Source organism: Enterococcus viikkiensis, assembly GCF_005405345.1.
Lineage (GTDB): Bacteria > Bacillota > Bacilli > Lactobacillales > Enterococcaceae > Enterococcus_A > Enterococcus_A viikkiensis.
Genome location: NZ_BJDW01000011.1, coordinates 17,695 through 41,888, shown reverse-complemented (window position 1 = coordinate 41,888; position 24,194 = coordinate 17,695). Strand labels below are relative to the sequence as shown.

The window sequence follows — 24,194 nt, the reverse complement described above, 5'->3', positions numbered from 1 at the left end:
TTTTAAAGTAAAAACTGATAAGAGAGAAGGGTTATGATGTACGTAGCAGATGAAAAAAGATATGAAACAATGAAGTACAACCGTGTAGGGAATTCTGGCTTAAAATTACCAGCAATTTCTCTAGGATTGTGGAATAATTTTGGCGGATACGATTATTTTGAAAAACAACGGGAGATTGTTTTAGGAGCCTTTGATCGTGGGATTACTCACATTGATTTGGCGAATAATTATGGTCCGCCCGCCGGAGCCGCGGAAGAAAATTTTGGTCGGATCATGGCACAAGATTTGAAACCGTATCGCGATGAATTGATTATTTCTTCCAAAGCAGGTTATTATATGTGGCCGGGGCCTTATGGCGAATGGGGTTCAAAGAAAAATATTATCGCCAGTTGCGATCAAAGTCTGAAACGGATGGGCTTGGAATACGTGGATATTTTTTATCATCACCGTCCAGATTATGATACACCGTTAGAAGAAACGGCGGGAGCTTTGGATTTGCTGGTGCGTCAAGGCAAAGCGTTATACATTGGGATTTCAAATTACGATGCACAGCGGACAGCTGAAATCTCGAAAATCTTCAAGGAATTAAAAACACCGTTCATTATCCATCAGCCGCGTTATAATATGTTTGATCGTTGGATTGAAGATGGCTTGACTGACGTATTAGAAGAAGAAAAACTTGGTGCGATTGTTTTCAGTCCTTTGGCTCAAGGCTTGTTGACAGATCGTTATTTAGACGGCATCCCAGAAGATTCTCGGGCCCATCGTTCAGAGATTCAATTCTTGAATGAAGAAAATGTTGAAGGAACGTTGTCGATCGTCCGTGAATTAAATGAGATTGCACAAAAACGGGGACAGTCTTTAGCCCAAATGGCGATTGCTTGGAATCAACAGCAAAAAGCCGTCATTAGTGTTTTAGTTGGTGCGTCTAAGTTAAGTCAGTTGGAAAATAATATCAAAGCACTGGATAACTTGGAATTTACTGCCGATGAATTAGCAGCAATCGATCGGATCTTAGCAAAGAAGAAATAATGAATAAAGAGAAAGCAGCTTATCAGACGTCATTGGACGATTTCTGATAAGCTGCTTTATTTTTGTCGTCTTTTTGGCTTTTGATGCAAGATTTCTTTTAGTCTGTCTTCCTTCTGTTCAAGACAATAGGTGAAGGTCATGCTGGAAACACCAGAAATTGCCCAGATATACCAACTATCTTTACTATTGAAGCGACTGAAAAGTGAGATGTCTTTTAAGAGTTCATGACCAAATTCAGAAAAAATAGCACTAACCGTAATAGCTGAGTGATGAAGCCCATGCATCACGATCCCTAAAATAAAAATCGCTAGCCAGCCTAAGAGGTAAGGCAGCCCCTTTTTAATCAGGATAATCGGGCGTTGATAGCGATCGAGTTCTTCTGTGACTTTGATCTCTGATTTTGACGCTTGAAACCAACCAATCCAACCAGCGACTAAGATCAAAATAATCGCGGTAATAAGGTTTTCTTGCGTCCAAGTCATAGTCACTAAGAACATGATCAGTGAGTAGACGGGAATACTCAATAATTCTAGGCGTGAGCTTTTTTTAAATTCAAACGCATGCATCGACAAACGAAATGCTAGAAACAGCAATAATCCGTATTCGATCAGTTTCATTTTTAAATCCTTCTTTCAAGTAGTGATCAATTCCCAGATTATAACGAAACACGAGTGATCTGTAAAGAAGAGATGACTTCTTTACTTCAGCTTTGTGTGGCGATCCATTCGATCAAATCATAACGGTTCTATTGACCGGTGGTATCACAGAAGCAGAAGCGCCAAGAAATCAAAGGAGAACTAAAACAACTTTGGTTAGATGGGGTTATTCAGCTTATTCATGAACAAAGAAATAGCCAAAGCCGGATGGCTCACATTGGCATTGCCGTCCGATATGTACCAACGATTTTAAAAAAGATGCATGTTTTTTAATCTTAAAGGATTGTCAAAAGGGATGAACTGGCTGGAATTGCCAAACGGAGTCATCTTAGAATTGATAGAACAATCGAACCAGTAATGTTTATCATTAAAATAATAGTCAAAAAATAAGAAGATCTGTCTTTCATGCGAACTAAGCAAGAAGACAGTTTTTTTGCTGCAGAAACCAAGTTGTTAAGAAAAATCTTTACAACTGATAATTATGTCTACTGGATTTATTTACGACAGTGATATCTCCTTTGTCATAGCGGTGACGAGTCTGTGAATATTCAAAGGGTAGATCATTTTCTAAATAGACGGTCTGTTCAATCTCCAACACGGGATCGTCTTTTTGACATTCGAGATATTCAACATCGTAGTGATCGGGTTTATCGGCTTTGATTCGGCGATGCGATTGACCAAAATTCAAATGGAGTTTTTCTTGAATATATTGATAAATAGATTTTTTTAGGATTTCTTCAGTAAGTCTTGGAATTAACAAGACAGGCATGATTGTATACTCTAGCGCTAACGGTTCGCCATCTAACATTCGAAGGCGAATAATATCATAAATAGGTTCATTTTTATTAATTCTAAGCTTTTCTTGTTCCTTTTCATTAGGAAATCCAACGCTAAAAGAAATAATTTTACTATCGAGTTGTCCCAGATGTCCCAATTTTTTGGTCATACCACCATAAATACTGGCGTCATAATCATAGAGGGATTCAGGACCTTTTACATAAGAGCCTGAACCTTGTCTGCTTTCGATGAATCCTTCAATCTGTAAATGTTTTAGGGCTTTTTGGATAGTGACGCGGCTAGTGCCATATATTTCAGCTAAGTCTGCCTGATTGGGTAAGCGAGTTTCCTTAGGATAGATGCCATCAATAATCTTTTTCTTCAAATCGCTTGCGATTTCTTGATAATAGGCCATTTTTTTATTCTCCTTATCAGTTAAAAAATTTGAAAAGGTCAAAGTTTCCAATTTTTGTTGAAAAATTCAGTCAGGTTTACAAATTCTATAAATTGTTTTAAATTAGCAATATAACCGGTTGCTGAAAAGGTTTTATCTGTGGTTATAAGCAATTTGTATAAGAATTATATCATATTTGGAAACTAGTGTTAGCAGCTTATTTGATTTAAGAGGAGGAGTATTATGAATAATGGATTCATGGGTAAACTGACTGATGTTCTTGGAAGATTTGCGACAAAAGTCAATTCACTTCGTTACATTATGGTTATTAAGAACGCTTTCGCATCGCTGATACCAGTCATCATCACAGGAGCATTTGGCACCTTATTTTCAGCGATGGTTTTCGATAATGAAAATGGTTTAGCCAAGATATCGGCATTGAGCTTTCTTGCTGAACTCAAACCAATCTCATCGGCAATTAGTTATGTGACTTTGAGCTTTTTGACCATTTACGCAGTATTTTTGATCGGTATCGAGTTAGCCAAGTTAAATCATGTAAAAGGCATATTTCCCGGTATTATTGCAGTAATGAGTTATCTATCAGTTAACCCTTTCGTCTATGAATTTGTAAATACGGAAAATGTTAAGGTTATTGCTGAGAATGTTTTAGCTAAGCAATATACCGATACTAAAGGGCTTTTCTTAGGGATGTTCGTTGCGATTGCATCTATTGAGCTTTATTGCTGGCTGGGTAGGCAAGAGCGTCTGAAATTAAAAATGCCGGATACTGTGCCGTCCAATGTGTCTGAAAGTTTTTCGGCTTTGTTCCCAACAATCTTGACAGTTTCTATTATTACGACGGTTGGCTTTATTATCAAAGCATTAACCGGCATGTACGCCTATGATATTATTTACAATATTGTTCAACGTCCGTTAGAAGGGATCGTCCAAGGACTTCCCGGAATCTTATTGTTAATGTTCATTGCTCAAGTTTTTTGGGTGATCGGTATCCATGGAAATCAAATGGTCAAGCCGGTTCGCGAACCCTTACTGTTAGCAGCTATTGCAGTGAACACTGAGGCATTTGAAGCAGGAAAAGAGATTCCCAATATTATTACCATGCCTTTTTGGGATATGTATATGAGTATGGGAGGATCAGGTGTTACAATCGGACTTTTGATTGCGATTTTTCTTGTCGGAAAAAGGGACGATATGCGGGAAATTACCAAGCTGTCATTTGCACCAGGCCTTTTTAACATCAATGAACCGGTTATTTTTGGAATGCCGATTATGCTCAATCCAATTTTGGCCATTCCATTCATCCTTACTCCTTTGATTACCGGAACGATCGGCTATATTGCAACGTCATTAGGATTTGCTGCAAAGGCCGTCGTCATGGTGCCATGGCCGATGCCGCCGATCGTAAATGCATACTTAGCGACCGCGGGGGACATAGGAGCTGTGATTACGCAAATCGTTTGTATCATTGTTTCAATTTTGATTTATTTACCATTTGTAAAAGTTTCAAATCGCGCAACAAACGAGGTTGCTTAATTTTAGGAGGATAATAATGAAAATAGCTATTCCAGAGAATTTTGTGATAGGAGCCGCGTCTTCTGCTTGGCAGACTGAAGGGTGGAAGGGAAAAAAAGAAGGTCAAGATTCCTTTATTGATAGTTGGTATAAAAATGAGAAATTTGTTTGGCATGAAGGATATGGACCAGCTGTCGCAACCAATTTCTATGAAAATTATACTCAGGATATCGCATTGATGAAGGAGATTCACTTAACTCATTATCGAACATCCATCAATTGGTCACGTTTTTTCACTGATTACGAAGAATTGAACGTTGATGAAGAGTATGCGAAACATATTGATGATATGATCAATGAACAAATCCAAGCTGGTGTTGAGCCAATGATTTGTTTGGAACATTACGAAGTTCCCAAATATTTGATGGATAAATATGATGGTTGGTCCTCTAAGAAAGTCCTAGAATTGTATGTAAAGTATGCCAAGATAGCTTTTGAACGCTATGGTGATCGAGTGAAACACTGGTTTACCTTCAATGAACCGATCGTCGTACAGACGCGTTGTTACTTAGATGCGTTACGGTGGCCGCATGAGCAAAATACAAAAAAATGGATGCTCTGGAATTACCATAAAGCGTTGGCAACTGCCAGAGCCGTTGAAGTCTACCATCAGCTCGATTTGCCAGGACGAATCGGTTGTATCTTGAATCCAGAAATGGTTTATCCACGATCAAGCTCGGCAGAAGATCAGAAAGCTGCGGAAATCTATGATTTATTTTTCAATAAAGTCTTTTTTGATCCAATGATCACAGGTGTTTATTCTAAAGAGTTGATCGCACTATGCCAAAAGCATGATATTTATTTTGATCCAACAGAAAAAGAGTTAGCGACAATTAAAGCAAATACAGTCGATTTTTTAGGAATCAATCAGTACTATCCAAAACGTGTTCGCGCCCCACGTTATCAATGGAATGAGGAAACACCATTCCATCCTGAACGCTATTATGAATCATTTGATTTACCTGGAAAACAAATGAATAATTCCCGAGGATGGGAAATATATCCAGAAATCATGTACGATATATCAATGTACTTAAAGACCAATTATCCCCCAATCCCTTGGCTGATCACAGAGAATGGGATGGGAAGGGAACAAGAGGAACGGTATAAAAATAAAGATGGCATCGTGCAAGACGATTATCGCATAGAGTATATTTCAAAGCATCTGTATCAGTTGCTTCGTGGGATTGAAGACGGATCAACTTGCGAAGGCTATATGCTATGGGCATTTACAGATTGTGTTTCCCCGATGAATGCGTTTAAAAATAGGTACGGTTTGGTACGAATTGAGTTAGACGAAAAACGAACACGAAGTCTAAAAAAATCTGCTTATTGGTATCGCTCACTCGTAGACGAGCGTTTGTTGTCTCTATCAAATGTAGAAGAATTTAAATAAATACAATAATAAATGTAGAAAGACGTTAAAATTGGGCCGTTGTCCATTTTTAACGTCTTCTTTATTTAGAATAACTTCATTAGATTTTTCTAATCTTTAAATTATTTTCTTCTTTCCGTTGTTAATCCATAGTGAAAGAACAAATAATTCAGAAAGGAGTAACCAAGAAATGCAACGAATATTCTCTGCTTTTTTTCTTGAGTGTTTAAGAAAATCAACAAAGAATTAAGCTTATAATAGAGTGAGTTTTAGTGTGTTGTAAAAAGTGGAAAAGTAAGCGGGTGAGAAGAATCAAAGATTATCTAATTGTCCTAAGAATCAAAAGAGGAGACGTGGAAGCATGGGAGCAGCTAGTTGAGAAATATTATGACCCAATTTATCAGTATTGCAAGCGGCGCTTTTTTGGTAATCATGTGCTAGCAGAGGATCTGACGCAAGACACCTTTATGAAAGTGATCAGTAAGATTGATTCTTATCAGTTCTCAGGTAGCTTTTTCAATTATCTATACACAGTGGCCGTGAATACTTGCAATAACTTTAGCAAGCGGCACAAATTAGATGAATTTAGTTTTGATGAAGCTTATGATTTATTGCCAAACGACCAAACCAATGAACCGATGATCTTAGGTGACAAAGCCCAGCTGATTCAGCAGGCATTGGATCATTTGCCGGAATACCAACGAGAAGCTGTCATATTAAAGTACTACCATGAGTTGAAGGTGAAGGAAATTGCCAAGATTACCAATGCCAGTGTAGCGACGGCTCAATCTCGAATTTATCAAGGCTTAGTAAAAATGAAACAAGAACTGGAAAAGGAGGACATTTCTTTTGAATAAACAGATCAAACCGAAGGATGAATACTCAAATCGCGAAAAGATTATCATTCAAGGCACCAAAAAAATGTTGGAGAATCAAGTTAAGCAAGTTTCGTATAGTCGTTTGTTTTTTTCTTCGATACGATTTATCAGCTGGAAATTATGGTGTGTGCAATTTGTCTTAGTCGGGCTTTCGTTGGGTGTTTTGATCTCAAAAAGAATGGACTTCGAGCTAGTATTGAAGGGCTTGACTGGATTGGTTCTTTTTTCAGTGATCTTTTTTGCAGATGAAGTTTTTAAAAGCTATACAACCAGAATGTGGGAGCTGGAACAGACTTTTAAATATGATTTAAAGCAGCATACGGCGATGAAACTGCTGGCTTTTGGTATCTTTGATTTGCTATTTATTTTCTTTTTAGCTCTCACAGCGGGACACTTTTTTTCCGGTTCATTTTTTCAATTCGCGCTGTTTTTACTAGCTCCATATAATGTTTTTTGTATTGTATTGTTTTCAGTTTTTACGCTCTTTAGGAATCGACTAACGAATATGGTGCTGTGGAGTGCATCGGGGATTCTGGTAGCAGCTGCGATCATCGTTTCTAGTCTGGTTAATATTTATCAAGTACCGCTGTTGTATTGGGGGATCGTCTACAGTTTAACACTGATAGGATTAATCGGATTAATAAAAAAAATGCTGGAGATCACACGGGAGGGATCATTTTATGAAGTTGAAAATTAAAGGGATTACTAAAAGTTTTGACGGAAAAATAGCATTAGATACTATCAATCTGACGTTGACTCCTGGCGTGTATGGTTTACTTGGGGCAAATGGATCTGGCAAGACGACCTTATTCAGAGTGATCTGTGGTGTGATTAAGCCGGATGAAGGAGAGATAACCTATAACGATCAGGATATTTCAGTAAATAGCGAAAGCTTTCGCTCAATTCTCGGTTTTTTGCCTCAAGATTTTAGTTACTACGCGGAGTTTTCAGGACTGAAATTTATGCTTTACGTCGCAGCGTTAAAGGGATTAAGAGGAAAAGTCGCTCAGCGCAGATGTCAAGAATTACTAGATTTAGTAGGGTTAGCAAAGGAAAAAAACAAAGAAATCAAAAAATATTCTGGCGGAATGAAGCAGCGCTTAGGGATCGCTCAAGCACTGATCAACGATCCAGAGGTCCTGATTCTTGATGAACCAACTGTGGGCTTAGATCCGAAAGAGCGGGTTCGCTTTCGAAATCTGATCAGTTCATTATCGGAAAATAAAATCATTTTTTTATCGACTCATATTGTTTCTGATGTGGAGTACATTTCGGACGAGGTGCTAGTGTTGAATCAAGGCGTAATCCAAGATCGGGGAACCGTCGAGAAATTATTAACAAATGTCCAAGCTAGTGTCTGGGAAGTCAAAACGACCCAATCGGATAGCTCTTTCTTTTACGAAAGCTATCCCATCAGCAATCAAAAATACGAGGGAGATCAGGTTGTCTTACGAATCATCTCAGCTGAAAAACCAGCTGAAAATGCGATCGCGGTCCAAGCTAGTTTGGAAGATCTATACCTCTATTATTTTCGTAAGGAGGAGGGAAATTAATGGGAATCCTTAAATTTGAGTTTATCAAAATGTTTAAAAACAAATCATTTATTGGCGCGGGAATGATCGTTCTAATGAGTCTTTTTGCCCTATTTTATATCCAATTCTTTAATTCTCAATTGACTGGTAGTCACTCATCCTTAGACAGCCGCAGTTCGATTGAAAGAAATCTGAATTTTTCAAAGGAGTATCAAGGAGAATTAACTGACGGCAAAGTAAAGACGATTGTTTCTGATTACTTAGATATTTATCGGGAAAAAACACTGGCCAAAAAAGATTATTTTGATTATTTTCAATGGGCAGTCGTGGATACTTTCACCGTCCCTTCCAGAGATGAAAATATTTATAATAAAATGTTGGAGTCAATAGAAAAAAGGGAGCCTTACACGATTGATCGGGTTAATCTATTGTCCATGAAAGAGGTCGGTTTCAAAAATACGGATTTTTCGATTAAGATCGGGAACTTTAAGACTTGGTCTGATTTATTTAAAGTCACAGCGGGAGCCTTTATTCCCGTCGCTCTTTTCGTGATCCTTTTTTGTTCCTTGCTATTTGCCAATGATACGACTAAAAATATTCTGCCACTGCTTCTTTCGACGAGATATGGGCGGACGAAAATGATTTCTTCGAAGCTTTTAGTAGGAACTCTGTTAACAATTGGAATGTTTCTACTGGTACAGGGAATTATTTTAGTAGTCTTTGGCAGTTATTATGGATTCAGTGGTTGGGACGTCAGTGTTCAAGCCAATCTGGATTGGAAGATTTTTGATTTTCCATTAGGTTGGACGAATTTGCATGCTTACTTGTTTGGGCTAATTTTTCATTTGATCGGTTTGCTTTTCATTGCGGGAATCACGATGTTCATCTCAAGCTTGAGCGGCTCACCATTTAGTGCATTAGCGATTTCTTTAGGAATCTTCTTTCTGCCACAAGTGTTAACCAATGTCTTTTTGGAAGGTATCCCTAATAAAATTCTTTATCTGTTTCCCATCAATACCATGGCAATTGATAAAGTTATGTTTTGGATGAGTCGCGATAATCTCTTCTTCTTCCATACATTTCTTGCCAACATCACCTTGATTGTAGGAGTTATGTTTGTATTAAAAATAGTTTTTGATAGTGTTACTTATTTTAGGATGAAACGGTTGAGTGTGGCGTAAAAATGTTTGTTAAAAATAAGCAGCCTTGAGCAGTATAGAGCTTAGGGCTGCTTGTTTGTGTGGAATGAAAATTATTTACAGCATTCGTTTTTTGCATACCTTTTTTTGAAAATCAATTAACAACCGAAGATCAGATACATTCTATTCTGATTTTTTTTAAATACACTTGCCTTAAAGTGAACTTTAAGGTGTAACATGTTAAGTAATGAGAGCAGCTTCAAAAAGAAAGGATGATCGATTTGGAATATGCGAAACTAGGAAATACAGGACTGGACGTTTCAAGAATCTGTCTTGGTTCAATGAGCTTTGGTGACCCTAAAAATTGGATTCATAAATGGGTGCTTGAGGAAGAGGAAAGCCGTCCTTTAATAAAGAGGTCGCTTGAATTAGGAATCAATTTTTTTGATACCGCAAATGTGTATTCTTTAGGACGGAGCGAAGAAATTTTAGGAAAAGCTTTGAAAGACTACGCTAAAAGAGATGAAATCGTCTTAGCGACAAAGGTGCATCAAAAAATGTTTGATGGACCAAACGGTCAGGGGCTTTCGAGAAAAGCTATCATGTCCCAGATTGATCAAAGTTTACAGCGGCTACAGACGGATTATGTAGATTTATACATTATACATCGCTGGGATTACGATACGCCCATCGAAGAAACGATGGAAGCGTTGAATGATGTAGTGAAAGCGGGCAAAGCACGCTATATCGGGGCCTCTGCGATGTATACTTATCAATTCCAAAAAGCAAACAACATTGCTGAAAAAAATGGTTGGGCTAAATTTATCTCGATGCAGAATCATTTGAATCTAATCTACCGTGAAGAGGAAAGAGAAATGCTGCCCTATTGTCGTTCCGAAAAAATTGCTTTAACGCCATACAGTCCGATGGCTTCAGGAAGATTGATTCGCGATCGGACAGAGTCTACTAAGCGAAGTACCTCTGATGTAGCACAAAAAGCAAAATATGATGAGACGGCGGATCGGGATCAAATTATTATTGATCGGGTCGCTGAATTAGCATTAAAATATGATACAAACCGAGTAAATATTGCTTTGGGCTGGTTGCTGCAAAAGAATCCGATAGTGGCTCCAGTTATTGGAGCAACAAAAATGAGTCATATCGAAACAGCGGTAGGGGTAGTTGATTTCAAATTGTCCCAAGAAGATGTCTTCTATTTAGAAGAACCGTATATTCCTCACAAAGTTATTGGACATGACTAGGACAGTCTAGAGTAAAGGAGAGCGACATATGAATATTTCCGAAGTGGCCGAAAAGTTTGACATGACACCGGCAACTATTCGTTATTATGAGAAACAAGGTTTGATCCCGCCAATTACTAGAAATAGTTCAGGAGTGCGAGATTTTCAAGACGAGGATTTGAACTGGGTCGAATTTATTAAATGTATGCGTGACTCAGGACTTTCCATCAATTCTTTGACCCGCTACTCAGAGTTATATCAAATTGGTGAGGATACATTGATTGAACGGAAAAAAATATTGATCGAAGAGTATCAAAAATTACTAGAAAAACAACGATTAATAGATGGAACGGTCGCCCGTTTAGAACAAAAACTGGACAATTATGATCGGATGATCAAAGAATGTGAACAAAAATTTTTTTCTACCGTAAGCGAAAGAAGATCTGAGCGAGTTTAAAGAAGAAAGGATTATCGTTAATCAATCATCGCGGACTCAACAACTACAAATATAACTCTTCTTGCCTTGGAGTGGACTCTATAGTGTACATTAATAGTGGTACTTGATAGGCGATGTTCTCTTTAAATGGAGGAAATGGGTAACTATGTATTTAAAGAATGGGAGGAAAAAGAATGGATTATGTAAGATTTGGCAATACTGGAATGGAAGTATCACAACTGTGCCTTGGAACGATGGGCTTTGGTGATCCAAACAGTGGGTTTCATGAGTGGGTTTTAGAAGAAGCAGAAAGTATTCCTGTGATTAAACGAGCGATAGACGTAGGGATTAATTTCTTTGATACAGCGAATATCTATTCTTATGGTGCTAGTGAGAAAATTCTTGGGAAGGCACTGAAAGAATACGCAAAGCGAGAAGAAATTGTGGTGGCAACGAAAGCGTATATGAAAATGAAACAAGCTCCTAATAGTGGTGGCTTGTCTAGAAAAGCTTTGTTTTATCAGGTTGAGCAAAGTTTGAAGCGGTTACAAATGGATTATATTGATCTTTATATTATTCATCGCTGGGACTACAACACACCGATCGAGGAGACAATGGAGGCTCTGCACGAGTTAGTCAAATCGGGAAAAGTTCGATATATCGGTGCTTCCGCCATGTACGCGTGGCAATTTGCCAAGGCGCAAGCGGTAGCCGAAAAATATGGGTGGACAAAATTTGTTTCGATGCAAAATCACTTAAACCTATTGTATCGGGAAGAAGAACGAGAAATGCTGCCACTATGTGAAGATCAAAAAATTGCTGTAACTCCGTATAGTCCCCTAGCTGCTGGTCGTTTGACGCGTGATTGGACGGCTACAACCAAACGCTTTTTGACGGATAAAACAGCACAATCAAAATATGACACAACTGAAAATCAAGATCGATTGATTGTCGAGCGAGTAGCGGAGGTTGCAGAGAAATGCCAAGTCACACGTGCACAGGTTTCTCTAGCATGGCTTTTACAAAAGAAACAGGTTGTAGCACCGATTATTGGAGCAACCAAAGAAAGTCATTTAATAGATGCGTTGCCAGCACTGGAACTCAAATTAACAAAAGAAGAAGTTCATTATTTAGAAGAAATTTATCAGCCACATCGTGTAGTGGGAGCCATTTAAAGAGCAATTTGAAATGAGTGAAAAAGGTAATTTTTCTAGCGCTGGATAAGGGGTATAGCACAGAGGAAGATCAGGAAAAAATTAACATTATAAGGAGGCGGACCTTTTGATGAAACAGTTATATTTGATGAGACATGGCGAGACATTATTTAACCAATACAAGAAAATTCAAGGGTGGTGTGATTCACCACTAACCGAAAAAGGAATCAAACAGGCAAAGATAGCAAAAGAGTATTTTACAAGGGAAAAAATTACACTTGACTCTGCTTACAGCTCCACTTCTGAAAGAGCCAGTGAGACATTGGAGCAAATTACGGATATTCCCTATAAACGAATAAAAGGATTGAAAGAATGGCATTTCGGACGATTTGAGGGAGAAGCTGAATTTTTAAATCCAAAACTGCCTTATGGTGATTTTTTTGCTGCATTCGGTGGAGAAAAGGAGCTGGATTTCAGGCAACGAGTAGCCACTACCATTCAAGATTTAATGGCACATGAGACGAATCAACACATATTAATGGTTTCCCACGGGGCATCTTGTAGACAATTTATGAGAAATTGGTCTCATACTAGTCAGGTAGATCAAAAAGAGCGACTGGGAAACTGCTGCATTCTCAAATTTGGATATGAAAATAATCGTTTTGAATTATTAGAAATAATTAACCATGATTTTTCAATGATTTGATTTGTTGAAGAATCACGGTCCTAAAAAGGGATGACCATTATAAGAGAAATGAAATAAAAGGTCGTTTCAACAAGCACTTCTAGTAGGAATAGAGGTGCTTGTTTAGTATTCCCTCTTTTTTCAACCAGCATTAAACGGAAAGATTATGAACAGGCCGATTTTTGAATGAAAGTTCTTGCCTTTGAGTGAACTCCATGGTTTATGATGGGTATGGATAGAAGGAGGAAATGGTTATGAATATTAAAAAAGCAGCTGAAATGTTTGATTTAACACCGGATACCTTGCGCTATTATGAACGCGTCGGCGTGATTCCACCAGTCCATCGAAATGAAAGTGGCTATCGAGAATACACAACGAATGATTTAAATTGGATCTATTTGGCTAAGCATCTCCGCAATGCTGGGTTATCAGTTGAATCACTCATTGAGTTTGCTAGTTTAGCACAATTAAGAGAAACACAAAATGTGGAAGAGGCGCAGAAGCAAATCTTAGCGGATCAACTAGAAGAAATCGAACAAAAAATATCTGAGATGGAAGAGGTTCGCGATCTGTTGGCTTATAAAGTGGCGACCTATGATGACCATATAGCTAAATTTAAAGCCGGTGAAATGACTCCAGACAAAGTTGAAAAATTATGGGAAAGAAAAAAGTAAGTTTTTTCGCTTGCTATGGAGTTCACTTCAAGGTTTAGAATCGATTTTGTAATCAACTATAAGGAGGAAATTGATATGCAAACAATTAAATTAAACAATGGTGTAGAAATGCCACAACTTGGGTTTGGGGTTTATCAAATCCCATTAGATGAAACGGCTGAAGCCGTGTACCAAGCAATCAAAGCAGGCTATCGTTTGATTGATACAGCTTCTGTTTATGGGAACGAGAAAGAAACCGGTCAAGGAATCAAACGCGCGATTGATGAAGGTTTGGTTACACGGAAAGAACTTTTTGTCACGTCAAAATTGTTTATTTTGCAAGCACCGGAAGCAAAGGCTTCTGAAACGATTGATCAGTCACTTGATGTAATGGGACTTGAATATTTGGATCTTTATTTGATTCATCAACCTTATGGTGATGTATATGGTGCGTGGCGAGCAATGGTTGCTGCACAAAAAGCCAACAAATTGCGTGCGATAGGGATCTCAAATTTCAAATCAGCAAAAATGATCGAGTTTGTCGGTTTAAATGAGGTGAAACCACAAATCAATCAAATCGAAGTCAATCCATGGAACCAGCGAACCGAAGACCAAGAATGGCATGAAAAATACAATGTCCAAATCGAAGCATGGGCACCATTTGCAGAAGGGCATCATGACTTGTTTACTAATCCAGTTTTAGCTGAAATTGGCGAACAATACGGAAAATCGGTGGGACAAGTAGTCCTACGTTGGTTAATGCAACGAGGAATCGTCGCTTTGGCAAAATCCGTTCGTCCAGAACGTATGGCAGAAAATATCGACATCTTTGATTTTGAATTATCAAAAGAAGATTTCGAAAAAATTGCAGCATTAGATATGAAGGAATCGGCCTTCTTTGATCATGATGCACCACAACAAGTGGAATGGTTTATGAATCGGATGTTGGATACGGAGAAATAAGTCAGGCGATACAGGAGGAACAAGTATGGTAAATGTACTTATTATTGGAGCTGGAGGACAAATACCAGCAGTTTTGATCCCGCTTTTACAACAACAAGCGGACGTAAAACTGACCTTATTTGGTCGAAATGCGGCTAATTTGCCTTATGAAAAGGCAACAAAGATTAGTGGGAATGCTGGAAATGAGTCTGACTTGGTTAGAGCAATGCAGGACCAAGACATCGTTTATATGAATTTTGACAACAAAAAAATAACAGAGAAAGTAATCCGAGCGATGCATAAAGCTGGTGTAAAACGAATCATCCAAGCCGGCGTATTGAGTGTATATGGCGAGGTAGCTGAACCATTTGCGGCGTGGAATAGTCGGATGATGGGTGGTAGTATTGCGCATAATCGAGGGATTGAAGCGCTTGAAGCCAGTGATTTGGACTATACCTATATGCGGATGACTTGGCTTTATGATGACGATCGAACGGATTATGTCGTAAGTCCTAAAGGAGAACCATTTTTAGGTGCTCAAATCACAAGACGTGCAATTGCCCAATATATTTTGGACACTGTGCAAGAAAAACGTAATGACATAAAAGCAAGTATTGGTTTATGGGAACCAGGATCCGAAAATAAGGCAAAACCTGATTTCTATTAATTCGTCTCTCAATTTTATAAATTAGGGCTGCGAGTCAATCGTTTTACGCGATAGAGCAGTCCTCTTTTTTAAATTTTGAAGGAGGGAATGGACTACATATGATGAAAAAAACGCATTTTAGTGTGGCGTATATTAAGTATATTTACAGTACTTTTCGTTTTAATCAGGTTGAGTCTATCTAGTAATGAGAAAGAAGGGTCGAATATGGCGTATTCGAAAACAGTGATTGTTTACTATTCAAGAACAGGAAATACAAAGGCTGTTGCAGAGCTGATTCAAGAAAAAGTCGGAGGACAGTTAATTCAACTTGAAACCAAGGCTAAACGCCCTTCAAGCTATCGAAAAGAAGTCGCGCAAAATGAGCAAGAACAGAATAATAATATAAAGCCTGAGTTAAAAACAACTGTTTCTGTTTCTGATTTTGAACAAAATGATCGGATTTTTATTGGTGCTCCGACGTGGAACATGGCTCTTCCACAAGCGGTGGTCACATTCTTGAACAACCATGAGTTTAATGGGAAAACGGTCATCCCGTTCAATACAAATGGTGGATATGGTATTGGCTCAACCTTTGACCAAATAGAGGCTGGTGCTAAAGGTTCAACCGTACTTGAAGGGTTTGCTGTACACGGAGGAGAAGAAACAAACGGTAGGTTACTTGCCATCAAAGATGGAAGAAAAGTGGAGGTATCGAGAGAATTAGAGACATGGCTAAAAAAAATTGGTCAATAAAGGATTAGAAAGAAGCTAGGCATTTGAATAAACAAAAATTTGGAATCATCTTACCAATTACGTTACTATCATATTTTTTAATTTTAATGGATAATTCGATACTATTTACTAGTTCCGTTCAGATTGGGCAGAGTCTTGGACTTTCTGCCACAGCTCTGTCATGGGTATCCAGTGCATATACACTTACCTTTGGAGGATTTTTACTATTAAGTGGGCGCTTTTCTGACCTTTTGGGACGAAAAAGAATCTTTTTACTAGGTTTAGTTATTTTTGGTTTTAGTTCGCTCATCATTGGCTTGTCAAGGACACCAGAAATGGTTATTGCCATGCGGGCTGTTCAAGGAATTGGTAGTTCGATTATTGCACCGACCACCCTTGCTTTAATTATGGATAATTACAAAAATAATATGCGTCAACGAGCTATTTCTTATTATGGTGCAACAGCAGGAATCGGCTCGAGTGTCGGTTTACTGGTGGGGGGAGGATTAACGAGTATCATTTCTTGGCGCGCTGGGTTCCTTATAAATGTTCCTTTTACGATTATTCTATTTCTACTAACACTACGCTTTGTAAAAAAATCCGAGAGAAAACGTGAAAGAATTGATTACATCGGGAGTTTGTTATCAATTATCGGACTGATTGGAATTATCTATGGCTTTACCGAGAGAAAAGGGCTAGTTGTACTTATGGGATTCACTGTTTTAGGATTGTTCATCCTACGAGAACGCAGCATTGCTTTTCCTATTTTGCCACTGTCTTTATTTAACAATCGGATTCGTTCTGGAGCGTATGTAGCCAGACTGTTGTTCATGATGGCGATGCTACCATTCTGGTTTTTCTTGCCGCAAATGATGCAAATGCAGTATGGATTTTCTGCATTCCAATCTGGAATGGCCTTTTTGCCATTAACAGTGGTTAATTTTATTGTGGCGATGCAGTTGCCTCGCTTGTCGGCTAAATTGGGTAATAATAGGATTTTACTTATAGGTGAAATTGTCCTAGCTGCGGGATTGCTTCTATTGGCCTTTTCTAATACGGCTAATGGATATTGGGCAGCTATTTTTATACCCATGTTGATACTCGGTGTCGGTCAGGGCATGATTTTGGCCCCCGTTACAGCTGCGGGTGTCCATGATGCGCCAAATGAATTGGCGGGAGTTGCAAGTGGATTAACGAATACCATGCATCAAATCGGTGGTCCGATCGGTTTGTCCTTCATTGTCTCTGCTACGAATAATTTTCAGGTAGAGATATGGATGATGGCTGTGTTCACAATGATTTCAATTGTCATAGTCGCAATTTTTGTGAAGGAAAAGTAAATTTGCTTGTAGCGTTTTTAAATTGAATGTATGGGTGACCATTTTTTGCCTCTTAAAAACAACTATTGGGTTATACTTGTAATTAGATATATTAAAGAGAAAGAGGTGGGCATCAAAGCGACTATGGAAATCAGACTATTAAAGTATTTTTGGACAGTAGCGCAAGAAGGGAATATATCTAGAGCGGCAAAACTATTACATATTACCCAGCCCACGTTAAGTCGTCAGATTCGAGAATTGGAAGAGCAGGTTGGAACTCCTTTATTTCACCGAGAAAAAAATCAGCTCTATTTGTTGCCTGAGGGGATTTTTTTAAAAGAACGAGCAGAAGAAATTCTTCAGTTAAATGACAAATTAGAACAAGCCTTTTCCAACAAAAAAAAGAAACAACTAGAAGGAATCATCGGAATTGGCTGTGTCGAAGCGGACAATTCTGATACGGTGGCGATGATGTTAGAAGAAATGGTCAGTGATTACCCCAATGTCCGTTTTAATCTCGTTACAGGAACCAGTGATGATATTAGCGACCGCTTGGAAAAGGGGCTGCTTGATTTAGCGGTTTTATTAGAGCCAATCACACTAAAGAGTATAAACCTTTTGAAATTGCCGAGAGAGGAAAAGTGGGGCTTTCTGGTTTCAAAAGAATTATTTATTTCTAACAAGGAAAAACTCACACCAGAGGATATTACAGGTTTACCAATTTTATGTTCGAATCGAGTAGAGGTTCAGAAACTATTGGCTGCGTGGAGTGGGCTGTCGTTGGAGCAGTTAAACATTGTTGGAAATTTCAACTTAATCTTTAATGTCTTTTCACTAGTTGAAAATAAGGTAGGAGCGGCGCTTACTATTGAGGGGGCTGTTTCCAAACGGCAACTTGAAAGATTGATCTTTATTCCTATGGAACCAGAAGTGAAGACACACTGTGTATTGGTGTGGAAGGAGCGCATTCAGACACCCGTTATTCAAGAATTTATTTCTCGATTTAAGCATGCTTTTGGCGCATAGTGGTATATGAAATAAGCATTAGACGTAAGCAATCATGGGTTGTACGATGAGTATATCAATCGTACAACTCATTTTTGTTTAGAAGGAGGGAGTTCATTGAATCCAGTTGTAGTGTTTTTTTCTCATGCCGGAGAAAATTTTATTAATGGGGTTTCTCAAAAAATTCCCATTGGTAATACGGAAGTGTTGGCCCATAACATTGCCAAAAAACTTAACTGCCCTCTTATTCGATTAGAAGAAATGGAGGTATACCCAGAAAACTATGAAGAAACGGTTACGCGAGCAGAGTATGAAAAGAAGGAAAACAAACGGGTCGCGTACCATAAGATAGAGATTGATCGTACAAAAATAGATACACTCTTTCTTGGCTATCCCAATTGGTGGGGTAGCTATCCAAAGATTATTGGAAGTTTCTTGGAAGATTTTCCAACGGAAGGGTTAGGGATTTATCCTTTTTGTACTCATGAGGGAAGTGCGTTTGGTAATAGCTTACATGAACTAAAGATGCAATGCCCACATGCAATTGTTCATTGCGGGCTTCCCGTTCGTGGCTCACGGGTGGAACGAGCGGAGGTAGCGGTAGAGAACTGGTTGCTTGCTTACAAATAGAAAAAGGGAGGATTCACAATGGCAAAACATGAAGAAGTAAAAAATGGCGTAATTTTTCCAAGTGGAGAAAAAAATGAGGCTTATGCCCAATATTTTATCGGGCAAAGCTACTTACAAGGAATGGTTTCGGATCCAGAAATTAGTGTGGGTGTAGGAAACGTGACCTTTGAACCGGGTTGCCGTAATAATTGGCATATTCATCATGACGGCTTTCAATTATTGCTTGTAACCGGTGGAGAAGGCTGGTACCAAGAAGAGGGAAAACCTGCGCAATTTTTAACAGTAGGGGACGTCATCACGACGCATGACGGTGTCAAACATTGGCATGGTGCAACAAAAGATAGTTGGTTTGAACATATTGCGATAACTGCGGGTACGCCAGAATGGTTAGAACCTGTCGATGACCAATGGTATGGAAGTTTAGTGAAATAAAGGAGGAATTTGTTTATGAAAAAACAAACAGCAGGAAGAGAGCAGTTAGGAGAATTTGCACCACAATTTGCGGCGTTAAATGATGATGTGCTTTTTGGGGACGTTTGGTCAAGAGAAAATGAATTGTCTGCTCATGATCGCAGTTTAATCACTTGTTCTGCCCTTTTAGCAATGGGTGCTCCTCAGCTTGAAGCGCATTTAAGAATCGCCAAAGAAAATGGTGTAACAAAAGAAGAAATCACTGCTCTGATTACTCACTTAGCGTTTTATGCAGGCTGGCCTAAAGCCTGGAGTGCCTTTTCAATAGCTAAAGAAATATTTGAAGGCTAACTTCAGAAACGAGTGATTGTGTTTTAAAAATTATAACTTAAAGGAGAATTCGCAATGATCGTACAAGAAAAATATCCGTTAACGAATGGACTAACCATTCCTAAAGTTGGATTTGGTACTTGGATGATTGATGATGAAGCGGTAGTTCAAGCGGTTAGAGATGCTTTAGAAATCGGTTATCGTCATATTGATACGGCACAAGCTTATGGAAATGAAAATGGTGTAGGAGAAGCCATTCGCACTTCTGGAGTGGATCGGTCAGATATTTTTTTAACGAGTAAAGTAGCCGCGGAATATAAAACCTATGAGACGGCCGCAAAATCGATTGATGAATCATTAGAAAAACTCGGGTTAGAAACCATTTATCTAATGCTCATTCATGCACCTCAACCTTGGGCCGAATTCAGAGAAGCGAATTACGACCAAGGAAATATTGAAGTGTGGCATGCATTAGAAGATGCGGTAAAGCAAGGAAAAATCCGTACGATTGGCTTATCGAACTTTAATCAACGCGATGTTGAAAATATTTTGAAACACGCAACAATTAAACCGGTAATTAACCAAATTTTGGCACATATTTCCAATACGCCTTTTGGGCTCCTTAATTTTTGTAAAGAAAATGATATTTTAGTCGAGGCGTATTCTCCTGTAGGACACGGGGAATTAATGAAAAATGAGGAAGTAACAGAAATGAGCAAAAAATATAGGGTTTCGGTTCCGCAACTAGCAATTGGCTATTGCTTAGAACTTGGCTTAGTCCCTTTACCAAAATCAGCAAACAAGCAGCATATTAAATCGAATAGTGAACTTGATTTTCATCTTTCTAAAGAAGACATGGAGCAGTTGATGAACATCAAAGCGATAGACAATTATGGAGATTCAAGTAATTTCCCCGTCTACAATAAAAAATAAGGCAACGAGTGCTTATAGTTCTTTAATAGTAAAGTCTAGTAATAAAACAGAACCAGGATGCTTCCCTAACATAGAAGGAGTCCTGGTTCTGTTAGTCCTTTTAAACTAAATGCATCACGTCCACAAATCATTCATGGCATCGCGTTTTTTCTTGCCGGCGATGTGGGTGTAAACGGTTGTCGCAGAAGTGCCTGATTGGCCTAATTGTTCAGCAACTTGAACTAAAGAATTGGTTTTTGTATAGAGCTGGGTCGCAACCGAGTGACGTAATTTATGGGGCGAGATTTTGATTTTAAAGGCTTCAGAATATTTTCCCACCATGGCCTCGACAGCTCCGCTAGCGATCCGTTTGGCTTTGCCTCGGTAACGGGTCAAAAATAAGGCAGGCTCGTTTTCATCAGGCTGATAAAGAATCGTACGCTGAGCTAGGTATTCTGTCAAAAACTCGATCGCGACTGAAGAAATCACCACCATGTCCCATTTTCCGCCTTTACGATAGACGCGGGCTTTCCCAGCAGCTAAATCTAAATCTTGGACATTCATATTGACTAATTCAGATAGGCGCATGCCCGTTCCTAAAAAGAGTCCAATGATCGCCAAATCACGGATTTGATTCTTTTTAAAAGCCGTAATCGCTTGACGACTTTTAAGGGTATCCAGGTAGCGATGTTCAACAAAATCAAGAAAATCCAGCGCTTCTTCATCTAAAAAAAGTTTCTTCTCAATGGCCGCGCCTCGTTCGGCCATCGTTTTATTATCCTTGACATTTGCGACTTTTCGCATCATATTGTGTTCAAGATAAGGTTTGCCGTGCGATCAACTGCGTCAGCTAAGTAATTAAAAAGTGAGCGGACGGCGGTGATACCGCGTTGAACGGTGGCGTTTTGTCGTAAAGGCAGCGACTGTTCACTTTCTTCTAAGCGTTTCTGGGTGGATTCTTTTAAAATTTTCGGGGCTTTAACTAAATGAGCTTTATAAAATTCCAAATCCTCCGGCCATAACGCCGCGAATTCAGCTAGCGTGACTTCTGACAATTCGGTGGCTGAAGAAAAAACTTCTTGAATCAGCCAAGTTAAAAAGCGTCGATATTCTTTGGCGTATTCATACAACGTGATGGAAGAGTACTGGTCTCCGCTTTTTTTACGGAAATAATTTTGGATGAACCAAGGGAAAAATTGAATTTCCTCCTCCATTCGGCGATTGGCTTCTTGTTGATTCATTTCCGACAGCTCCTTTGTATGAAAAGTATAAATCAGAAAAAAATAGTTGTCCATTTTTCGAGAGAAATGCGGGTGGAATCAAGCTATACTAAGAATCTAAGGAGGGATAGATATGATAACTGCGAAAGAAAAACAACAGGAATATTACCAAGCCTTGATTGAAAAAGATCGAAATTACGATGGTATTTTCTTTGCTGGGATCAAGACGACAGGAATCTTTTGTCATCCGACATGTCGCGCACGAAAACCTAAAATGGAAAACTGTGAATTTTATCAAACGGCGGAAGAAGCGTTATTGGCAGGGTATCGCCCTTGTAAAATTTGTCAGCCACTGTCTTTTCCCCAGGCGATTCCTGAGGAGGTTCAACTACTAGTCAAAGCGGTTGAGGAACAGCCAGAAAAATGCTGGCGGGATTCGGATTTTACGTCACTGGGCTTGAACTCGACGACTGCTCGCAGAAAGTTTAAGTCCATTTATAATATGACCTTTGTTCAATATGCTCGTGCTCGGCGGATGGGACTGGCCTTCAAGGAGATCAGTCACGGCAGTAAAGTAATCGACCAACAATTGGAAACAGGCTATGAGTCCTCCAGCGGATTCAATGATGCATTTACGAAAATCATGGGAAATTCTGCAAAGAAAACTGCAGTACATACCTTGAATGCATCGTTTATCGCAACGCCGCTAGGAAGAATGCTGTGTCTGACCGATGATGCTCATTTATATTTATTGGAGTTTGAGGATCGGAGAGGATTAGAACGTGAAATCGAAAGCTTGCGGAAGAAATACAATTTCCGTATCATCTATGGTCAAACGGAATTAAATCAGCGTGTGGAAGCACAAATAGGTGAATATTTTAAAGGCGAGCGGACCGAATTTTCATTACCGCTGTTTTACGATGGTTCACCCTTTCAAAAAGAAGTCTGGAAAATTTTAGAGACGATTCCCATGGGGAAAACCTTGAGTTATCAAGATGTCGCACTGCGTTTAGGGGATAAAAATAAAGTTCGTGCGGTGGGGCGAGCCAATGGCTTGAACAAAATCGCTATCGTGATCCCTTGTCATCGGGTGATTGGCCGAGATGGTAATTTGACCGGTTATGCGGGCGGCTTGGAGAGAAAACACTATTTGCTTGAGCTGGAAAAAGCACAAGTAGTTTCTCACAACAAACAGTAAAGGAGTTGGCTAAAAAAGCCAACTCCTTTTTAAGTAGATTGAAAGATCAGTAGGACAGCTAACAAAAAGAGAAAGAAAAGGACCGCCATCACGCAATATATTTTCCTTTTCAAGCTATCGACGTGTTCTATTTCTGCTGAAGACAGATTACTGATTGTTTTTCTACGGGAGAATAGATAGAGCAGCAGGCCTTCGACTCTTTGTCCACCGGCTGCAATGAGTGACCAAAATTTGGGATTTTTGATCCCGCGGCTTTTTGCGTCAATTAAAACCAAAGAGTAGATGTAGTAACACATCAACACGGCTGCGATGATAAAGCCGAGCATGAGAAAAATCATGATAGCCATTATATTCATACGATCAGCTCCTAAATTTTCTTAATGATCAAATAAAACAGTGACAACGTATTTAGCCCAATCAGCGCAAAAATCATAAATAAAAAGGTCTCACTCATTGATTGAACTAGCATTAAGACCACCATCAACGCAACATTCACCAGCAACATGCCAATAAAGAGTTTGAGAAAGTGATTCACCACCGTATTTTCTTGTAAATGTCTAACCATCTTTTGATCTCCTTTCAATAATTCGTCCAATGACAAGGCATAAAGCTCTGATAAACGAATCACTCGCTCGATATCAGGATAGCTGCGTCCATTTTCCCAATTAGACATGGTTTGACGCGTAATTCCCAACGACTCAGCCACTTGATCTTGCGTTAAATTTAATTCATTTCGTCGAGCTTTTAAGCGTTCACCGACTTCCATTTGGTACACCTCCATTTTCATCGAATATTACCTGAAAAGAAATCAAAAAGCGTTTCCGCTCACGTAAAAAAGGCTTCACTTAGGAGTAAAAAAGCTTTTACATCTGCTTATTACAATAATTATAGCAGATGAAGGGCGGTAAATTAAACAGACTTAACGGACTAAAAATATCGCATATGAAATTAATGGAGTTCACTCACAAACAAGTTTAACAGCAATAAAAAAAGGGTCTCCCAAAATGGGCACCGCCAGTTTTTATTTTGCTTTCTTGAGAAGCATCCTGTTTGAAAAGAACCGTTGATTTTGTTCATAAGAAGAGGATCCATCGTTTTACCAGGGGTCACAATCGGTGAAAATTCCGTGATTGGGGCAGAGAGCCTTGTAACTAAGGATATTTCGTCTAATGTTCTTGCTTACGGCACGCCTTGTAAAGTTATCAAGGCACTTCCTTAAAATGGAAATCGTAGTGAAGGTCGATCTGACGGGATCGGCTTTTGTTGGTGAACGTTTGCGTGAACTATAAGAATATAGAAAATAA

Annotated in this window: 28 protein-coding genes and 1 pseudogene; 23 read left to right on the top strand and 6 right to left on the bottom strand. The window is 38.9% G+C overall.

Going from position 1 to position 24,194, the window contains the following annotated elements; all coding sequences use genetic code 11:
• The first annotated feature begins 36 nt into the window (after positions 1-36).
• Positions 37-1,032: an aldo/keto reductase gene (locus FFM67_RS07390; RefSeq protein WP_137613933.1), complete on the top strand. Its 996-nt coding sequence runs from the start codon at positions 37-39 to the stop codon at positions 1,030-1,032.
• A 56-nt stretch (positions 1,033-1,088) separates the two neighbouring features.
• Here FFM67_RS07390 and FFM67_RS07385 read toward each other — a convergent pair whose 3' ends face one another.
• Both FFM67_RS07385 and FFM67_RS07380 read right to left on the bottom strand, forming a co-directional pair.
• Positions 1,089-1,649, bottom strand: a complete 561-nt coding sequence (locus FFM67_RS07385) for a hypothetical protein (RefSeq protein ID WP_137613932.1) — start codon at positions 1,647-1,649, stop codon at positions 1,089-1,091.
• Between the two features lie 505 nt (positions 1,650-2,154).
• Positions 2,155-2,880, bottom strand: a complete 726-nt coding sequence (locus tag FFM67_RS07380; protein ID WP_137613931.1) for a GntR family transcriptional regulator — start codon at positions 2,878-2,880, stop codon at positions 2,155-2,157.
• A gap of 222 nt (positions 2,881-3,102) precedes the next feature.
• Between FFM67_RS07380 and FFM67_RS07375 the strand changes: the two genes are divergently transcribed.
• The 20 genes from FFM67_RS07375 to FFM67_RS07280 all read left to right on the top strand — a co-directional run bounded on the left by FFM67_RS07375 (position 3,103) and on the right by FFM67_RS07280 (position 20,493).
• The gene (locus FFM67_RS07375) at positions 3,103-4,413 is read left to right on the top strand and encodes a PTS sugar transporter subunit IIC (protein ID WP_137613930.1); all 1,311 of its coding nucleotides are present in this window, start codon (positions 3,103-3,105) and stop codon (positions 4,411-4,413) included.
• Positions 4,414-4,429: 16 nt separating this feature from the next.
• Positions 4,430-5,848 (top strand): glycoside hydrolase family 1 protein, encoded by a 1,419-nt coding sequence (locus FFM67_RS07370; protein WP_137613929.1) that lies wholly within the window; start codon positions 4,430-4,432, stop codon positions 5,846-5,848.
• A gap of 251 nt (positions 5,849-6,099) precedes the next feature.
• Positions 6,100-6,684 carry an RNA polymerase sigma factor gene (locus FFM67_RS07365; RefSeq protein WP_307723248.1) on the top strand — a complete coding sequence of 195 codons (585 nt, stop codon included), beginning with the start codon at positions 6,100-6,102 and terminating at the stop codon, positions 6,682-6,684.
• Positions 6,677-7,402: a hypothetical protein gene (locus FFM67_RS07360; protein ID WP_137613927.1), complete on the top strand. Its 726-nt coding sequence runs from the start codon at positions 6,677-6,679 to the stop codon at positions 7,400-7,402. Before FFM67_RS07365 ends, FFM67_RS07360 begins: the two co-directional genes overlap by 8 nt.
• Complete coding sequence (locus FFM67_RS07355; RefSeq protein WP_137613926.1) at positions 7,386-8,258, top strand: ABC transporter ATP-binding protein; 873 nt, start codon at positions 7,386-7,388, stop codon at positions 8,256-8,258. The genes FFM67_RS07360 and FFM67_RS07355 overlap by 17 nt, the downstream gene beginning before the upstream one ends.
• Entirely contained in the window at positions 8,258-9,418 is a 1,161-nt protein-coding gene (locus tag FFM67_RS07350; RefSeq protein ID WP_137613925.1) for an ABC transporter permease subunit, read from the top strand. The genes FFM67_RS07355 and FFM67_RS07350 overlap by 1 nt, the downstream gene beginning before the upstream one ends.
• A 239-nt stretch (positions 9,419-9,657) precedes the next feature.
• Positions 9,658-10,638 (top strand): aldo/keto reductase, encoded by a 981-nt coding sequence (locus tag FFM67_RS07345; RefSeq protein WP_137613924.1) that lies wholly within the window; start codon positions 9,658-9,660, stop codon positions 10,636-10,638.
• Positions 10,639-10,666: 28 nt separating this feature from the next.
• Positions 10,667-11,074, top strand: a complete 408-nt coding sequence (locus FFM67_RS07340; protein ID WP_137613923.1) for a MerR family transcriptional regulator — start codon at positions 10,667-10,669, stop codon at positions 11,072-11,074.
• Positions 11,075-11,247: 173 nt separating this feature from the next.
• Entirely contained in the window at positions 11,248-12,228 is a 981-nt protein-coding gene (locus tag FFM67_RS07335; protein ID WP_137613922.1) for an aldo/keto reductase, read from the top strand.
• Between the two features lie 106 nt (positions 12,229-12,334).
• Positions 12,335-12,913 carry a histidine phosphatase family protein gene (locus FFM67_RS07330; RefSeq protein ID WP_174784467.1) on the top strand — a complete coding sequence of 193 codons (579 nt, stop codon included), beginning with the start codon at positions 12,335-12,337 and terminating at the stop codon, positions 12,911-12,913.
• 233 nt (positions 12,914-13,146) lie between these two features.
• Positions 13,147-13,566, top strand: coding sequence for a MerR family transcriptional regulator (locus FFM67_RS07325; RefSeq protein WP_137613921.1), 420 nt, complete (start codon positions 13,147-13,149; stop codon positions 13,564-13,566).
• Positions 13,567-13,641: 75 nt separating this feature from the next.
• Positions 13,642-14,508, top strand: a complete 867-nt coding sequence (locus tag FFM67_RS07320) for an aldo/keto reductase (RefSeq protein ID WP_137613920.1) — start codon at positions 13,642-13,644, stop codon at positions 14,506-14,508.
• Positions 14,509-14,533: 25 nt separating this feature from the next.
• The gene (locus FFM67_RS07315; protein ID WP_137613919.1) at positions 14,534-15,154 is read left to right on the top strand and encodes an NAD(P)H-binding protein; all 621 of its coding nucleotides are present in this window, start codon (positions 14,534-14,536) and stop codon (positions 15,152-15,154) included.
• Positions 15,155-15,358: 204 nt separating this feature from the next.
• Positions 15,359-15,886 carry a flavodoxin family protein gene (locus FFM67_RS07310; protein WP_137613918.1) on the top strand — a complete coding sequence of 176 codons (528 nt, stop codon included), beginning with the start codon at positions 15,359-15,361 and terminating at the stop codon, positions 15,884-15,886.
• 23 nt (positions 15,887-15,909) lie between these two features.
• On the top strand, positions 15,910-17,205 hold the full coding sequence (locus FFM67_RS07305) for an MFS transporter (protein WP_137613917.1): 1,296 nt from the start codon (positions 15,910-15,912) through the stop codon (positions 17,203-17,205).
• A gap of 123 nt (positions 17,206-17,328) precedes the next feature.
• On the top strand, positions 17,329-18,210 hold the full coding sequence (locus tag FFM67_RS07300) for a LysR family transcriptional regulator (protein WP_137613981.1): 882 nt from the start codon (positions 17,329-17,331) through the stop codon (positions 18,208-18,210).
• A gap of 96 nt (positions 18,211-18,306) precedes the next feature.
• On the top strand, positions 18,307-18,819 hold the full coding sequence (locus FFM67_RS07295; RefSeq protein ID WP_137613916.1) for a flavodoxin: 513 nt from the start codon (positions 18,307-18,309) through the stop codon (positions 18,817-18,819).
• An 18-nt stretch (positions 18,820-18,837) separates the two neighbouring features.
• Positions 18,838-19,251, top strand: a complete 414-nt coding sequence (locus FFM67_RS07290; RefSeq protein ID WP_137613915.1) for a cupin domain-containing protein — start codon at positions 18,838-18,840, stop codon at positions 19,249-19,251.
• 15 nt (positions 19,252-19,266) lie between these two features.
• Positions 19,267-19,581 carry a carboxymuconolactone decarboxylase family protein gene (locus tag FFM67_RS07285; protein ID WP_137613914.1) on the top strand — a complete coding sequence of 105 codons (315 nt, stop codon included), beginning with the start codon at positions 19,267-19,269 and terminating at the stop codon, positions 19,579-19,581.
• A 54-nt stretch (positions 19,582-19,635) separates the two neighbouring features.
• Positions 19,636-20,493 carry an aldo/keto reductase gene (locus FFM67_RS07280; RefSeq protein ID WP_137613913.1) on the top strand — a complete coding sequence of 286 codons (858 nt, stop codon included), beginning with the start codon at positions 19,636-19,638 and terminating at the stop codon, positions 20,491-20,493.
• A 114-nt stretch (positions 20,494-20,607) separates the two neighbouring features.
• On the opposite strand, the gene FFM67_RS12395 is transcribed toward FFM67_RS07280, so the two are convergent.
• Together FFM67_RS12395 and FFM67_RS12390 are read right to left on the bottom strand one after the other, a co-directional pair.
• Positions 20,608-21,276 (bottom strand): tyrosine-type recombinase/integrase, encoded by a 669-nt coding sequence (locus FFM67_RS12395; protein WP_246042951.1) that lies wholly within the window; start codon positions 21,274-21,276, stop codon positions 20,608-20,610.
• The gene (locus FFM67_RS12390; protein WP_246042950.1) at positions 21,276-21,713 is read right to left on the bottom strand and encodes a site-specific integrase; all 438 of its coding nucleotides are present in this window, start codon (positions 21,711-21,713) and stop codon (positions 21,276-21,278) included. The genes FFM67_RS12395 and FFM67_RS12390 overlap by 1 nt, the downstream gene beginning before the upstream one ends.
• Before the next feature lie 112 nt (positions 21,714-21,825).
• Between FFM67_RS12390 and FFM67_RS07270 the strand changes: the two genes are divergently transcribed.
• Positions 21,826-22,890, top strand: coding sequence for a bifunctional transcriptional activator/DNA repair enzyme AdaA (locus tag FFM67_RS07270; RefSeq protein WP_137613912.1), 1,065 nt, complete (start codon positions 21,826-21,828; stop codon positions 22,888-22,890).
• A 29-nt stretch (positions 22,891-22,919) separates the two neighbouring features.
• On the opposite strand, the gene FFM67_RS07265 is transcribed toward FFM67_RS07270, so the two are convergent.
• Together FFM67_RS07265 and FFM67_RS07260 are read right to left on the bottom strand one after the other, a co-directional pair.
• Entirely contained in the window at positions 22,920-23,246 is a 327-nt protein-coding gene (locus FFM67_RS07265) for a hypothetical protein (RefSeq protein ID WP_137613911.1), read from the bottom strand.
• 11 nt (positions 23,247-23,257) lie between these two features.
• Positions 23,258-23,656: a helix-turn-helix domain-containing protein gene (locus FFM67_RS07260; protein ID WP_071861896.1), complete on the bottom strand. Its 399-nt coding sequence runs from the start codon at positions 23,654-23,656 to the stop codon at positions 23,258-23,260.
• A 318-nt stretch (positions 23,657-23,974) separates the two neighbouring features.
• On the opposite strand from FFM67_RS07260, the pseudogene FFM67_RS07255 reads away from it, so the two are divergent.
• Positions 23,975-24,109, top strand: a pseudogene (locus FFM67_RS07255) (sugar O-acetyltransferase); the annotation flags it as partial.
• Positions 24,110-24,194: the final 85 nt, after the last annotated feature.